The 16184-nt window shown below is 36.6% G+C and carries 10 protein-coding genes; 8 read left to right on the top strand and 2 right to left on the bottom strand.

Going from position 1 to position 16184, the window contains the following annotated elements:
- Window positions 1-37 precede the first annotated feature (37 nt).
- From ACRRSQ_RS11670 to ACRRSQ_RS11640, 7 genes are read left to right on the top strand one after another with little or no spacing between them, the layout of a single operon-like run.
- Window positions 38-1006, top strand: coding sequence for an AAA family ATPase (locus ACRRSQ_RS11670; RefSeq protein WP_440875921.1), 969 nt, complete (start codon window positions 38-40; stop codon window positions 1004-1006).
- A 12-nt stretch (window positions 1007-1018) separates the two neighbouring features.
- A complete protein-coding gene (locus ACRRSQ_RS11665) occupies window positions 1019-1954 on the top strand; it encodes a DUF58 domain-containing protein (RefSeq protein WP_440875920.1) in 936 nt (311 codons plus the stop codon).
- Complete coding sequence (locus ACRRSQ_RS11660; RefSeq protein ID WP_440875919.1) at window positions 1954-2463, top strand: DUF4381 domain-containing protein; 510 nt, start codon at window positions 1954-1956, stop codon at window positions 2461-2463. Before ACRRSQ_RS11665 ends, ACRRSQ_RS11660 begins: the two co-directional genes overlap by 1 nt.
- Window positions 2456-3451 carry a vWA domain-containing protein gene (locus ACRRSQ_RS11655; RefSeq protein ID WP_440875918.1) on the top strand — a complete coding sequence of 332 codons (996 nt, stop codon included), beginning with the start codon at window positions 2456-2458 and terminating at the stop codon, window positions 3449-3451. Before ACRRSQ_RS11660 ends, ACRRSQ_RS11655 begins: the two co-directional genes overlap by 8 nt.
- Window positions 3444-4424: a VWA domain-containing protein gene (locus tag ACRRSQ_RS11650; RefSeq protein WP_440875917.1), complete on the top strand. Its 981-nt coding sequence runs from the start codon at window positions 3444-3446 to the stop codon at window positions 4422-4424. Before ACRRSQ_RS11655 ends, ACRRSQ_RS11650 begins: the two co-directional genes overlap by 8 nt.
- A complete protein-coding gene (locus ACRRSQ_RS11645; protein ID WP_440875916.1) occupies window positions 4418-5182 on the top strand; it encodes a tetratricopeptide repeat protein in 765 nt (254 codons plus the stop codon). Before ACRRSQ_RS11650 ends, ACRRSQ_RS11645 begins: the two co-directional genes overlap by 7 nt.
- The gene (locus ACRRSQ_RS11640) at window positions 5163-6518 is read left to right on the top strand and encodes a hypothetical protein (RefSeq protein ID WP_440875915.1); all 1356 of its coding nucleotides are present in this window, start codon (window positions 5163-5165) and stop codon (window positions 6516-6518) included. The genes ACRRSQ_RS11645 and ACRRSQ_RS11640 overlap by 20 nt, the downstream gene beginning before the upstream one ends.
- 163 nt (window positions 6519-6681) lie before the next feature.
- On the opposite strand, the gene ACRRSQ_RS11635 is transcribed toward ACRRSQ_RS11640, so the two are convergent.
- Entirely contained in the window at window positions 6682-10113 is a 3432-nt protein-coding gene (locus ACRRSQ_RS11635) for a response regulator (protein WP_440875914.1), read from the bottom strand.
- Window positions 10106-11422 carry an AAA-like domain-containing protein gene (locus tag ACRRSQ_RS11630; RefSeq protein ID WP_440875913.1) on the bottom strand — a complete coding sequence of 439 codons (1317 nt, stop codon included), beginning with the start codon at window positions 11420-11422 and terminating at the stop codon, window positions 10106-10108. Before ACRRSQ_RS11630 ends, ACRRSQ_RS11635 begins: the two co-directional genes overlap by 8 nt.
- Before the next feature lie 788 nt (window positions 11423-12210).
- On the opposite strand from ACRRSQ_RS11630, the gene ACRRSQ_RS11625 reads away from it, so the two are divergent.
- The gene (locus tag ACRRSQ_RS11625; RefSeq protein ID WP_440875912.1) at window positions 12211-16143 is read left to right on the top strand and encodes a response regulator; all 3933 of its coding nucleotides are present in this window, start codon (window positions 12211-12213) and stop codon (window positions 16141-16143) included.
- Window positions 16144-16184: the final 41 nt, after the last annotated feature.

The following is a 16184-nucleotide window of genomic DNA, read 5'->3' as shown; positions in this document are numbered from 1 at the left end:
CCATAAAACTAAATCAATATTTTAATTAGGGACATGTATGACTGAGAGTTATCAAGCAATTTTAACGCTAAAAGAGCAAATACAAAATTCTGTCATCGGGCAAGAGCATGTTGTTGATGCATTACTATTGTCTTTATTAACCAACGGTAATGTGTTGTTAGAAGGTCTTCCGGGTACTGCTAAAACACGCTCAATTAAAAGTTTAGCTAAAACGTTATCGGTAACACTTGGCAGAGTGCAGTTTACGCCAGATTTATTGCCATCAGATGTTACAGGTACAGAGGTTTATCAAGAAGTTGATGGCAAGCCACTTTTAACTTTTCAACAAGGACCTATTTTTAATAATTTATTGTTAGCTGATGAAATTAATCGCTCTCCTGCGAAAGTACAAGCGGCGCTATTAGAGGCTATGGAAGAGCGGCAAATTACAGTGGCAGGTAAAACCTATAAGCTACCTGAGCTTTTTATGGTACTTGCGACACAAAACCCGGTTGAACAGGAAGGTACGTATCCATTGCCAGAAGCGCAAATGGACCGATTTTTAATGAAAATTAACATAGACTATCCTGACTCAGCCGCGGAAAAACAAATTATTGCATTGGTTCGTGGTGAAGAAGTTAGTGTGAAAAGTGAGGATAATCAGGTTGACCCTGAGCATATTTTTAATGCGCGAAAGCAAGTTCATAAAATTCATATGAGCGAAGCTGTTGTTGATTATATTGTCGCGATAATCATGGCAACCCGTCAACCGGATACTTACCCTGATTCGCCTTTATCTGCTTGGATAAATGTTGGCTCTAGTCCTCGCGCGAGTATTGCGATTGATAAAGCTGCACGTGCCCATGCGTGGTTAAAAGGTAAAGATTTTGTTGACCCTGATGATGTTCGAAGTGTGGTTTATCCTGTGCTTAGGCATCGACTCGTCCTAAGTTACGATGCATTGGCTGATGGGATCTCTCCTGATCAAGTGATTGACGAAATCCTAAACCAAGTGGCGGTTGCCTAATAAGGATTTGCTATGAGCACAGAAACTCGTCAATCATCTTCGAATATTTATGTCAGCATGGAGCAGTTGCGAAAACTTCAGTTTTTTGCCAAAGGTTTTTCGTTTTTGCCAAAGCAACCTGTAAATAGCATATTGTCGGGCAAAAATGTTTCAAAACTTAGAGGGCGTGGCTTAAATTTTGAAGAATTACGGCACTACCGTCCAGGTGATGACATTCGTTCAATGGATTGGAAAGTTACTCGCAGAACGGGCAAACCGCATATCAAAGTATATACCGAAGAACGAGAACGTAATGTGTATTTGTTTATTGATCAACGTTCTAGTATGTTCTTTGGCAGTGTTGGAAAAACAAAATCGGTCATTGCTGCAGAGTTGGCGGCATTAAGTGCATGGCAAATTAGTAGTATTGGCGATCGTGTTGGTGCCATTATTTTTAATGATAACGAAGTGAGTTATGTTCCTGCTAAGCGCGGAGTTTCACATATTATTAGTTTATTGTCGGCGTTAGAGAAGAAGAACAAACAACTAAAAAGTGGTCAGCCATTAGTTTCCTCGCAGCAGTCTTTTGAACAAGCATTGATTAAGCTTAGCCAAATATGTGGGCACAATGCACTCGTTATTATGATAAGCGACGGTTATGGCTGGAATGCCAATAATGGAAGTGTGATTAAAAAAATTCGCCAACATAATGAACTAATTAGCTGTTATGTGTTTGACCAACTTGAACAAAAGTTTCCGACCATGTCCCAAATGGTAGTAAGTGACGGACAACAACAAATTCAGTTTTCATCCTCTGATGCAGCTGTCAGGAAAAAATACCAAGAAAGTTTACAGCAATTAGTATCGGCTTATGAGTACTTTTCTCAAAAGCACGGCATTCCATTTATTCCCATTAATACCGTAGAGCCGGTAAATATGCAGCTAAGAAATGCATTAGGGAAGCGCTAATGAAACCTTTATTTGATGCACCTTGGGGAAATTATCTATTAAAAGAGTTTGTCGAAACTCAAGCGCCAGAGTCGGTAAGTTGGTTTCCTCAAACTATTGCTTGGAAAATACTTTTTGTATGTTTCTTGGTTTGGACTGCAAGAAAGGTATGGTTAAAAGTGAAAGCCTATAAAGCTAACGCTTATCGTCGAGAAGCACTTTCTTGGTTGGCTAATTTACCTGAATTTAACTCCACTAAACCTGATAGCCAATATCGACAGCTCCCGGCACTTATAAAAACGACTGCATTATTTTACTTTCAGAGAAAGGAAGTAAATAACGTACATTTTAGTGATTGGGATACATGGTTAGATAGTCACTGCACAAAAACGGACTTTACACACAAATGCCCTCAACTTTTAACACATATTTCATACCGTGAGCATATTAATATTGGTCAACAAGAGATGCATACGTTAGTGGAGCAAATAAAAATATGGATAATTCATCATGGAGATTCAAATGATTGAGTTCGCATACCCATATTTATTTTTTCTATTATTATTGCCTTTTGTAATTCATTGGTCACTCCCTGTTTATAAAGAAAAAAAGGAGTCCTTACAGGTACCTTTTTTTCTTCGCTTAGTCGATGTTACCGGTGAAAAACCTCAGTCAGGCGCCGTTGTGCTAAAGCGTAAGCGTATACAAAAACTATTAGTTGCTTTTGCATGGTGTTGCCTAGTAACCGCAATGGCAAAACCTGAACAAATTGGAGCGCCTATTTCACAGCAAAAATCAGCAAGAGATTTAATGATTGCTGTGGATTTATCGGGCTCAATGTCTGTGCAGGACTTTGTTGATCCCAGTGGTAAAAAAGTGACGCGACTAGCTGCCGTGAAAACTGTGCTAGCGGAGTTTGCCAAAAATAGGAAAGGTGACCGATTAGGATTGATATTATTTGGTGATGCTCCATATCTGCAAGCACCATTTACCGATGACTTTTCAACTTGGCTGGCGTTGCTCAATGCTGCTGATATTGGTATGGCAGGACAAAGCACTGCTTTTGGTGACGCTATTGGTTTATCTATTTCGGTATTTGAAAATAGTCAAACAGATAACAGAATGTTGATTGTACTAACCGATGGTAATGACAATGGTTCGAAAGTTCCTCCTATCGATGCCGCCAAAATTGCAGCAGATAAAAATATTAAAATTTACTCAATAGCGATTGGTGATCCTATAGCAACTGGCGAAGAAAAAGTTGATTTAAGTGTGCTTAACAGTGTCGCCGAGTCAACCGGAGGGCAAAGTTATCAGGCACTTGATACCGAGAGCTTACAACAAGTTTATGCTCAAATTGATGAGTTAGAGCCCCAGCAGTTTGATTCTAAATCTTTCAGACCAAGAACAAGTATTCATCACTATTTTATTTTAATGTTTGCTTTAACGTATCTGCTGGCGTTAGCGATAGTGAGCCACCGTAGTAGTAAAACTACAGGAGTCGATGCGAATGGCTGATTTATTTTATGAGCTGAGTTTACTGTCGAATTTTCATTTCCTTAGACCATGGTGGTTTTTATTAATCGTACCTTTGTATTTTATTTTAAGAAAAATGCACAGCAACAGTGACCATTTATCTATATGGAAAAAAAGTATGTCGAACGAAATGTTGAGTGTACTCACTATTTCGGGCAGCCAGTCAAAGTTATTCTCACCAGTAAAACTCACCTATTTAATGTGTATTTTAGTGATATTGGTATTAGTTGGTCCAAGTTGGAGCCAGCAAAAGTCGCCATTTACGCAAGATAAGTCGGCGCTAGTTATTGCGCTAGATGTTTCTGACTCTATGGAGCAGAGCGATGTGCAGCCATCAAGATTAATCCGAGCCAAACAAAAAATTATTGATTTGCTCGCGCTAAGGGGAGATAGTCTTACAGGGTTAATTGCCTTCGCCGGCTCTGCGCATGTTGTTATGCCCATTACAAATGATAGTGAAATGATCAGCCACTTTTTAGATGTGTTGGATAAATCAATTATTCCTCAGCAAGGAAAAATGCCTCAACATATCATTCCTTTGGTAGAAAATTTACTTAAGCCTACAGGTGTTCCAGGCTCAGTGGTTTTAATTACTGACGGTGTTAGTGAGGAGTCTGGTGATGCATTTGATCATTATTTTGCTGAAAAGCCACACCAACTGATAGTTTGGGGAATTGGAGATGTAAGCAAAGCTGAACAAGAGGAAATTGGTTCAAAGCTAATTCCTTTGCAAATAGTACAACTTGAAAATTTAGGTAGCAATAATTATTCACACTTAGTGTTGATGGAGCATGATAAAGCCGATGTTGAACGTGTTAATCGCTATTTAAAAAATACACCAGTGATCATTGATGACAAAGCGACACCTTGGTACGACTCTGGATATCCTCTTGTTTTTGTCTTGTCATTCTTTTATTTATTCTGGTTTAGAAAGGGGTGGACGTTGCAATGGTAGATGTTAACGAAAAAAGCGAAGCAATGTTGGCTCAACGTGTTAAAGAATGGTCTTTGCAACTTAATACGCTCAACTTGTTCTGGGGAAAGTATAAACAGAAAATATTATTGATTTTACTGTTAACAATGACGATATATGCATGGCTGAACCCCTACCAATTCGCCAACTGGTGGTTAACTAAAGACCAGCAAGGGCAAATACTTTTTGCATTGAAAAAGTACGACTTAGCAAGTCAACGATATACTGACTCGCGATGGCAAGCATTTAGCTTTTACGGAAGTGAACAGTATAAGCAGGCAGCAACACTGTATAGCCAATTTGATACAGAAGGCGACTTATTAGCTCAAGCCAATGCTTACGCTCACAATAAAAGCTATGTTAAAGCACGAGCGTTATATCGAGACATTATTCAACGCTACCCAGAATATCAACCTGCAAAGCACAACCTTGCCATTGTTGAAGCTATTATTGACAACATTAACTTAATGTCAGAGAGCCAAAGGCCAGAAGAAGGTGACTCACCCAAAAAGCTAGGGGATGAGCCTCAACGAGCTGACGGGGCTGAAAAGAAAGAGGCTAGAAAGCAAGAAATAGAGCAATTGAGTGCCGAGCAATTGTTGAGTAATCCAGAATTAAATGAAATGTGGTTACGACAGGTTCAAAAAAATCCAGCGAAATTTTTAGGCGCTAAATTTCAATCAGAATTTCAAAAAAGTAAATCATCAGAGCAAGGAGGTAATGATGATAAGTCAATTTAATCGCTTTGTACTGTTAGTGAGTTTTTCTTTTGTATTTTCGTTTGCTGTTAACGCATTATCGATTGAACAGCTTATCAGTGAAGAGAAGTTGATGGTTAAGGTTGACGTTGTATCTGACGAGCCATTTATTGCCAAACAGCCCATTAAAATCTCTGTTGAACTATTGACCGATCGTTGGTTCGGTTCAGGTAATAAGATTCACGATTTTAATTTAGACAATATTATTAAATTACCATTTGATGAACAAACTACCAATTCATCACTTAGGTACAAAGGCAAACAATGGGCAAGCCAACAGCGTGAAATAACCATATTTCCGCTTGCAGCTGGCGTTTATGAACTGCCACCGTTAACCCTTGATATCGTCGTAAATACGCAAGAAGGAGAGGTTAAAGGCTCAATAAAAACTCAATCTATTGTCCTTGATGTGATTTTACCTACGCAATTAACTCATATTGAACACTACGTGGTGACTGATAGTTTCAAGCTAACAACTGCCGGCGAATTTGATGATAAAAATGCTTATAAGATAGGCGAAGCGGTTACTTTATCTATTGAATTAAAAGCAAATGACGTTCCAGCGATGATGTTGCCAGTATTGCCAGAATTAACCATTCCTGGAGTGGCGATATATAGCAAAAAACCTCAGCTGGTAGAAAAGAGCAACCGCGGAACATTAGTGAGTAAAAGAATAGAGCAGTTAAACTTTATTTTTGAGCAGCCAGGGGATTATTCCATACCAGAGATGAATTTTTATTGGTGGAATGTTACCAATAATTCACTGGAAGTCGTGTCTATTGCTGAGCAGACTTGGCAAGTTTCTAATCAAGTTTTATCGAACGAATCAGCCAGTAAAACTAACCTTTATAAATGGCTTAATGAGATTGAACTTAAGTATTTGATGCTAATTTTATTATTGCTTATAGCTGTTTTATGGTTGTTGAAAGTGCTAATTGTGAACCAAAGTGCGGTTATCACTTTTTATCAACATGTCAGTCATTATAAGCAGCGGCAGTTAGAGGCTAGATTTTTAAAATCTATTTCGCAAGAATCATATCCTCAGGCATGCCAGTATTTATATAGATTATTGCCGCATATATTTACTAAAAATAGTAAAAAAACAAACGGCTCTGTTCCTAAAACTTTAACTCGCTTTTATAGAAAAAATAGCGAGCAAAGTCATATTGTTGAAGTATTGATAAATAACGGCTTTTATCGTTATCAACGAAAGATATCATTGCATGAAGCGAAAAAACTGCTTAAATCCATCGAAAGAGAACTTTCAATAGAAGCTAATACATATGGCAACGCTACCCGGCTAAATCCTAATAAGTGATTAATTAGCCCCGTTAGTGTAAAACCACTAAAAAAGAAAAAGTGAAAAATAGTAATGTCAAAGTTTATGCAAACGCTAATAGCAAGCGACTTTGTCGCCGATAAATAACCCGTGGTTGGCAGTATAAGTTACTCGAAATTCATCATTATCTTAAGTGCTTAGGTTATTTTATGTTTGTATGTGAGCTTAGCCAGTCAGCCAATAAAGTTTCGGCTTTATCAATTTCGAAAGCATTCACAGCTTTGCAAATATTGATAATTTCTTTATCTGAACTGTCTTCCATTTTTACACAAATATCAAGTGCTTGGCTATGATCTGTAGCTAATGCTTGGCGTAACTTTAATGCTAAATCAATGCTAATGTTCGCATCAATTAGTGCTGAGCGAGTATTAGCCTGCTCGGGATGCATAGCTTGCATACTCTGCTCAATATTACTGCACAAGACAGTTAAGTTTTGCGTAAAATGCAGCAACTCATCATTAGAGATTTTATTGTCATTTAAGCACTTACTTTCAAGTGTCGCCGCGAGTAAAGATATTTCATTGGCACCAATATTACCGGCGGTTCCTTTTATTGCATGAAGATGAAGTCTAAGTTGATCATTGTTATACAGGTCAAACTTTTCGACGACACTATATTTTTTAGCAAATTGAAGTAATACTTTTTGGTAAAGTGCGTGGTTATGATTACACCTAATTAACCCTTCTGATATGTTAATGTTAGCTATTTTAGGAAATGTAACTTCTGACGGGTTAACTTCTTTAACCGTTATCTTTGGTAACCATTGACGTAAGACATTTGTAAGCTGTTGTGGTTCGATAGGCTTGCTCAGGTGATCATTCATTCCTTTGCGAATAAACTTTTGTTTATCACCTAGTAAAGCATGAGCGGTCATCGCTATTATAGGTATATTTTTTATATTGCTATTAGAAGAATCGTAAGATCGAATCACCTGTACAGCTTCTATCCCATCCATTAATGGCATTTCGATATCCATAAGAATTAAATCGAATTTTGACCTTGTTATAGCTTTAGTTGCTTCTAGACCATTGTTAGCGATAGTGACATTTATGCCCATCAATGTGAGCAATGAACGCATAATTTCTTGATTAATTTCATCGTCTTCAGCGACAAGGATATGATAATTATTTGCTTGCTCTATTTCTGGAAGTTTAAATGTATTGCTTGTAGGTGCTTGGCGGAATGAAATTAATTCACGGTATATTTTCCTTGGCGTAATAGGTAAATCTATTCGGTTATTATAATTGAGTGTTGTTAACCAATGAGGGTAAGCATTGCCAATGGTTAATAATGGAATAAGTTCTATTTTGCGTGTGTTTGATAAGGTTAAAAGCTGTTGTTGATATTGCAGATAATCTTCATCGAGTAAGAAAATATCAATGTTGTGATCTTCAAAAGTATCATCATTAATATCATATTGAAAAACAGTACAATTTATTGTGTGTAGACTTTTAACTATTTCCGGCATTAATGTTGATGGAATGCCAACAATGGGCAGTTTTTTAATGCCGTCACTGGTCTCAGTGACGATGTCGAATGTTAATGTAAAAGAGAATGTTGAGCCTTGGCCATAAATGCTTTCAACAATTAACTCGCTTCCCATCATGTTCAGTAATTCATAACAAATGGTTAAACCTATACCCATTTCTAAAGAGGAGTGACTTGAGTTATTAATTACCCCACTTACACACTTTTTACTAACCCCTTGCCCCGTGTCAGACACTGAAAATTGATAACATTTTTGATTTTCTGTGCTGTCAGCAAGCACTTCCTTTATTTTGATCGAAATCGTGCCGATAGAACAATACTTGATGGCATTTGCTAACAAGTTAGACAGGACTTGCTCTATTCTGCGTGGATCACTGAGAAGAGGTGGTGTGATAATGTCAGGGATATCAACAAGGAAGTTTAGTCCTTTATTGAATATCATTGGCGCGTTAATGTTAATTAAATTATCAATAATTGAATCTATATAGAAGGCTTCTTGCTGGAATGTAAGTTCACCTCGTTCGATTTGGTTAATATCGACCATATCATTTATGACGGTGTGCATGTAATTAGCTGCTCTGTCGATGCTTTTAAGGTGTTCTGCATGTTCAGGTTGTTTTCTAGCAAGGTAATTAATGCCAATAATACTATTAACATGGGTACGTATTTCATGACTTACTTTAGCTAAAAATAGGCTTTTAGCTTTATTTGCATTTTCTGCTTGTAGTTTTGCTACATCAAGTTCGGCTAATGTTTTTTGTAACTTTTCTTCTGTCAGTCTTCTTTGTCTTATTTCAGTATTTAGTTGTTCGTTTTTAAGCTTAACGTCTTTATTCTGTTTTTCTTGTGAGCTGGCTAAATATTGGTAATCTTGTTCAGATAGCGAGCGGGTACTTGCCCAAAGCTTTGCATCAGCTAGCTCTTTTTCATTGAGTAAATGCTTGTCAGATTGCACCAATATCCATTGATGCATTTTATTATGGTAAGGGCGTAATTTTGATAATTCATCTTCTGCCCATTGTGAAGAAAAGATGGTTTTATATATTTGATTTTTAACCACAACTGTCTTGTTTTTGATATGTACTAAACCTGTTAAATATAAACGTTGGTAGTTATCAAGATGCGCTGGGAGGGGATCGCTATGACAAACTTTTAAATAGTCACTTAACAGTTGAACATTATTCTTATCTAAGGTGACTCGATCATAAATTGTTTTAAGGTGTTCGGGGGTGTCATTATTACGCCAATTATCAATAATATAATCATGAACAAGTAGATCTATAACCTCTTCATTTATCAAATTTAGTTGATCATTCTTTAACTGAGTAAGTGCCATTGAAAGCAACTTCTGCGTAAGAAAAGGTTGTCCACCGGTCCAATATAGAGCTCGTTTAAGTATGGTTTTTTGCTGACTAGTCGGTAAACAAAATGGAGAAATTAGTGGCACAGCTTCGCCGATTGTAAAACAGTCAAGCGCAATTGCCTTGCCAATATTAAAAGGAGCTCTTGATGAGTCACTCATTAGGTCTGAGGGTAAAGCAACACCAAATATAGCAAAGTTTATTCGCCCTATATTTTCATTTTTTTCCGTGTTGTATGCACTGCGTATGGCCGTGAAAAAGTCGTCGGCAGCAAAAGGCAATGAAATAACACTATCTACTTCATCAAAGAATAAAATAAAGGAATCTTCTGGAAATGCTTCGAGTAATTTTTCCTCCCAAAAGAGGCTGAGTTTTTGAGGTGGCGGAATATCTCCTAAACTTTTCCACCATTCAAAAAAAGCCATGCCAGAGGGGAGAGAAAAATTGCGCCACAGTTCAAAGGCTAGCCCAGCATACCATTGCTCGCTTGTTATATTGATACTACCAATACGACTAATATCAATATAGCTACATTTGTAACCAGATGACTGCATTAACTTTTTAGTTTTGAGTAATAACGACGACTTCCCTATTTGCCTTGTATTGAACACATAACACAGTTCATTATTTTTAAGCGCAGTGGTTATTTCTAAGTCGGCACTTCGCTTAACATATACCGTAGAATCTGAAGTTAAACTGCCTCCAACCTGAAATTGATTATGCATGGCAGTGTTCTTTCAAATACTTAATTAATACTGGAGAAATGACCACAGGGCTGTCATTGCTCATTCGAATAATACCGGTATTTTCAAGTAAGCTTATTTCTTGTCGAGTTAAGGTGTCATTATTTAACAAACGCAACAGTGCTTGTTGACAGTGTTGATTACCTATAAATAGGTGCAACAATTGTTTTAAAAAGTCACCAAAAATGCCACTTGAGCGGTGAGCATTATTTAAGATATTTGTGAGTTCAGCCGAAGGGCTTTCTAATGCACCTTCACTTGTAGAAAGATGATATAGCGTTAATTGCGTAAGGTAAGGGTGTCCACCAAGTTTTTTTAGAATTAAAGTGATTGGGCTGTTCATGCCACCATCATTAGTCCATGAAAAACCGTAAACATGACATAGTTGAGTTATTTGCTCTACAGTAAAAGGAGCAAGTTCAATAGGCAGGCCGACATTAAATGGTGATAGGTTGATATCTAGTTGAGTATAAGCCTCAGTTGAATAAATCAGAAGTTGCCTAATTTCTTTGAAATTATCGTTATGCTTTGACTCTTCATGCCAAGAGCGTAATAAAGGGAAAAAATCTTTATAGGTGTCTTCAAAATCAAATATTACGTCGATATCACTGAAAATAAATAAAATAGGGCTGTTTATTTGGGGTAACACATACTGCTCTATGTAGTTACTGCAACAAATTTTACTGCCGATAATGTCATGCCAATAATCATCAAGTTTATTTTCTACATTTAATTGCAGTGTGGTTTGTATACAAAGCCATTTTAGTAATAGGTCGGTATCAGATAGTATCTTTCTATCGGCTTTATTAAAGTCGATAACAACTTGTGCCATACCTTCGCTATTCGCATGATCTGCAACCCTATGCATTAAAGAACTTTTTCCCATTTTGACAGGGCCTTTAATTCTTACAATAGCGCCAGGTTTCATTATTTCATTATAAGAGCGAGCTTCTTCAGAAGAGCGCTCAATGTAGAAAGGTGAACTAAAAGCAATGGTGGTTCCAGGAAAGTCAGGCTGTTTAATATTTTTTTGATGATTCTCTTGAAGGATGCTTTCCATAATGGTGCGGAAATTTCGCTTATTAACGGTTTGTTCTAAAATTTTTGTTAATTCAGCCCATAATTGAGAACCAGCTTTGCGAACATAATCATGATCATAGCCAGTTTCTTCCGCAATAATATTGTAACCTTTGCCTTGCCAAGATAAGCGAAAGACTTCTACTTTTATGAGTGAAAGGCTGCTTTCAGGAAGTTTAACTGACAGTAGTGATTTAGCTTCTTGATGATTCAATGGCTTTCCTTGTTACATAGATTATTGTTTTTTTTAAGTATATAGTAAATATTATAGAAATCTAAGATTATAGTTCCATTAACTTCTGAGCACTGTTTTTTGTAACGTGAGGTTTGTTGAGCAAATTAAAAATGGATGTTTAGGGTAACAATAAAATGACGAATAAAAGTGATTTTTTCACCAAGAACACATACCAATACACATTGGTTCATCTTGTGCTCGCCCTTAGTATTTTATTTTTAGGCATATCCGTTATTTTAGGTTGGTTCACTAACAACACCAGCTTAATTCAAGTAAACCCATCTTTTGTGCCAATGCAATTTAATACCGCATTAGGTTTTGTTATTTCAGCTTTAGGTTTATTTAGCCTTTTTTATCGAAAGAATAAATTAACGATCTTCCTTGGCTTGTTACTTATGCTTTTAGGCTTTTTAACCTTGTGCCAGTACGTATTCAACGTTTCATTTGGTATCGATCAAGCGTTAATGGATCATTATATTGAGGTTAATTCATCTCACCCAGGTCGAATGGCGCCAAATACCGCCTTATGTTTTTTCGGGGCCGGTTTTGTATTGTTTTTATTTAATTTATATCAGAAAAGTTTAGCCTCTAGCGTTATTGTTTTAATGGTTGGTTACCTAATTGCGAGTTTAGGTACCGTGGCTTTAATTGGGTATATAGGAAATATTGATACCGCGTATGGTTGGGGAAAATTAACCAAAATGGCGGTGCATACCTCTTTAGGTTTTATTCTTTTTGGCTGTTGTATTATTCAATATGTCGCGCTCGTGCTTAATGCTGATAAAAGTAAGCAATATATAAAGTCAATAAGGGCATACGGTTTAGCCTGTTTTTCAACAATAGTCACGATAGGTTTATGGCAGGCGTTGTCTACTTACGAAAATAATATTACGGCCACCCTTCATAATGATAATCAATTATTTCTTGATGAGGGGATCTTATTAATAGGCTCTTTAATCATACTTTCTTTTGTTTTTTATGGACACTTTGTTTCTTTGGATAAAGGCCGGCGTCGTTTACAACAACACAAAACATTTATTTACTTCGCACTAACAACGGTCAGTTTGGTGCTTACCTTCACGCTTTATCAATACTTAAAAGTTAATCATCATACTAAAGTTAATGCGAGTTTTAATGCCGCTGTTGTTAGTCATATAAAGTCACTAAAGCAAGGGGAAGAAATCTATATTGATGCTCTTGAAGATCTCAGAAATGCGTTTAATTCATCGAAAGAAATTACAGCACATGAGTTTTACTTACTTACAAAACATGACTTAAATAAACTAGCTGGCCTAGTTTCATTACAGTGGAGCCCTTTCATTAACAATGAAAATCTGGATCTATTTGTTGCGAATCAAAAATTAATTCATGGCAAGCAATACGCAATAAATACATTGAATAGTGAAAATGAAATTGTGCCGACAGCGAATAAAGATTTCTATTTTCCTGTAGTTTTTGCTGAGCCTATTAAAAATAACCGACAAGCGATAGGTTTTGATATTTCTTCAAACCCTATGGAGCAAGGAGCACTTTTAACTGCGATTCAAAACAATGAATTGGCTGCTAGCCATTTGGTTCATTTAATTCAAAAATCAGAAGTGACTAAAGGCATTATTCTTTTTAGCCCTGTTTATCTAAACTCGCAAAATACAAACGACATTCATACTTTGAATAACCTCAAAGGGGTTGTCGTTGCAGTAGTCGAACTGGGTAAAATATTAGAGACAATAATATCTAAATATACTGAACCTGCCGGATTAGAATTACAGTTTTTTACTGATAGCTCCCAAGCCCCCATTTACACACATTATTCCCGAATAGCAGACAAAGATCACACTAGTGAACTATTTAATCAAACGATAGAACTCGAAATATTTAATCAGCAGTTTAAAGTAATCGCGTTGTCTAAAAGCAATTCCCTTTACCCTGAAAACTCTTGGTTTGTTGTCTTAGTGCCTGCAGTGCTACTCGTGCTTTTAGTGTTAATTTTAAAGTTTTTACAGATCATCTTTTATCATGATCAAAAACTAGAAACATTGCTTCATGAAATTAAAGGTAAGGAAAAAGAATTCAGGGATATGCTCGAATCTGCGCCAGACAGTATGATTATTGCAGATGCAAGTGGAGTTATTGTATTAGTAAATAAACAAACTGAAAATTTATTTGGTTACCAAAGAGAGGAACTTATTGGCCAAGCCATTGAAATGTTGATACCTAAAAAGAATAGGTCAGGACATGAAAACTTAAGAAACGGTTATATTCAAAAGCCTAAAATACGCGCTATGGGGCCAGGACTTAATTTAAAAGCGTTATGTAAAAATGGTGACCTAATTCCCGTTGAAATTAGTTTAAGCCCAATCAAAGGAAAGTTTGGGAGCCTTGTTTCTGCAGCGATTAGAGATATTAGTGATAGGAAGGTATTAGAGCAAGAGTTAATTGCTGCTAAAGACAAAGCTGAAGAAGCTACCGAAGCGAAGAGTAACTTTCTCGCCAATATGTCTCATGAAATCAGAACTCCTATGAATTCCATCATGGGAATGACGCATCTGGCATTACAAACCAATTTGTCGGAAAAGCAACATAACTATGTGGTTAAAACATATCGCTCAGCAGAGTCTTTGTTAGGCATTATTAATGATATTTTAGATTTTTCTAAAATTGAAGCCGGTAAACTTGAAATAGAAAAAATTGAATTTAATTTAAGTGAAACGCTTGAACATTTAACCAATGTACTGAGTTTAAAAGCCGAAGAAAAAGGTATTGGCTTATTTTTTAAAATCTCTCCCGATGTTCCTTTTTACCTAATTGGCGACCCTTTAAGGTTGAACCAAATACTCATTAACTTAGCGAGTAATGCCATTAAGTTTACCAATGTAGGGGAAGTTATCATCACCGTCGAGCCGGTAAAACTAACGGAAGAAAAAGTTTCTCTCAAGTTCCTTGTGGAAGATACTGGTATTGGCATGAAAGAAGAACAGTTAGAAAGCTTGTTTAAGTCTTTCTCTCAAGTAGATAGCTCCGTTACACGAAAGTATGGCGGTAGTGGTTTAGGGTTAGTTATCTCGAAAAATTTAGTCACTTTGATGGGAGGAGAGATAAAAGTTGAGTCAATTTACGATTTGGGTTCAACGTTTAGCTTTCAATTAGATTTTGGTATTTCACAGACTAAAATTAAACATGGTATCAGCGAGTTAGAAAACTACATTCCCGTTTTTAATGATTTTCATACTTTGGTTGTTGATGATAATGCGACATCAAGAGAAATTATTGCATCAATCTTAGGTAGTTTTAAATTTAAAGTGACCACTGCCAATGATGGTTTTCAAGCAATTAAGTTAGTGGAAGAGGCTCAAAACAAAAATCAGCAATTTAATTTGGTCATTATGGATTGGAAAATGCCTAATATGGACGGCATTGAAACCATGCGAGAAATGCAACGTATCTCGCAAATTACAACAATGCCGTTTTGTATCATGGTAACGGCTTATAGTCGTGAGGATGCTATGGCTCAAGCAAAAGGCGTTGATATTCGTGCTTTTATCGAAAAGCCGATCACTCCGTCAAATTTACTTGATTCAATCATGTATTTATTTACAGCAGAAAAAAATCCAGCGCTAGGTTCGATGCAAAATTCAACCAATAAACTATCATTTGAACAGCTGTCTGGATTAAAAGTGTTATTGGTTGAAGATAATGAATTTAATCAAGACTTGGCAATAGAATTGTTAACGTTAAAAGGAATAGAGGTTGACCTGGCCTGCAATGGCCAAGAGGCCATTGAGAAACTAAATTGCAACACTTATGATGGTGTGTTGATGGATTGCCAGATGCCTGTGATGGATGGCTATAGTGCAACGACAAAAATTCGAACCTTTGAAAAATTTAAGCAATTGCCGATCATAGCCATGACCGCCAATGCTATGGCGGGTGATAAAGAAAAAGCATTCGCATCGGGAATGAATGACCATATATCCAAACCGATTAACCCACATAAAATGTACCAGAGCATTGCTAAATGGATGTGCTCTAAAAATGTTGACCCGCAAGATACAGTTATGCTCGAGGGCGAAAATTCAGTTTCAACTTTTACGATTATTGAGCAACAGTTTTTGTCGTCGCTTTCTAACATTGATGGTATCGACGAAAGCTCAGCGCTAGCGAATTGCCAAAACAATGTGCAATTGTTAAATCAATTGATGGCTAAATTTGCTAATGACAATGGAGATATTCGTCATAAATTTAACAAGGCTTTCAATGACAGTGACTCCGACGTTTGCACGCGTTTAGCACATAGCTTAAAAAGTGCTGCTGCAACCCTTGGCATGGACAAAGTTAGTCTTACTTTTTCAAAAATTGAAGATATATTGAAGATCCAGGGTAAGATTGTTGAGGTAAAGTTACTGATAAGTGAAGCTGCTCGAAGTCTTGACCAAGTTATACCACAAGTACAAGCATGTTTAATTGAAAGTGAAGAGAAGGTGGCTAGGGTGTCTAATACTGAACCTCAGTTGTTGATGACATCACTTGCTAAGAAGTTAACCGAATATGACGCTGAAGCCATAGAATTAGTGAAAGAGATACATAATTCATCGTTATATTTATCTCATCAAGCCCAATGGGACGCTTTAAAAGCTTCGGTTGAAAATTTTGATTATACAAAAGCACAATCAATACTAGATGAAATGTCGAAATCAAGTTAATGCGACTAGTATTTATTATTAACAATACTTGTCTGTATTTA

It is taken from the genome of Thalassotalea sp. PLHSN55 (assembly GCF_052030545.1).
Lineage (GTDB): Bacteria > Pseudomonadota > Gammaproteobacteria > Enterobacterales > Alteromonadaceae > CANMXU01.
The sequence above is the reverse complement of the archived record's forward strand: the minus strand, read 5'-3'. Positions and strand labels throughout refer to the sequence as shown.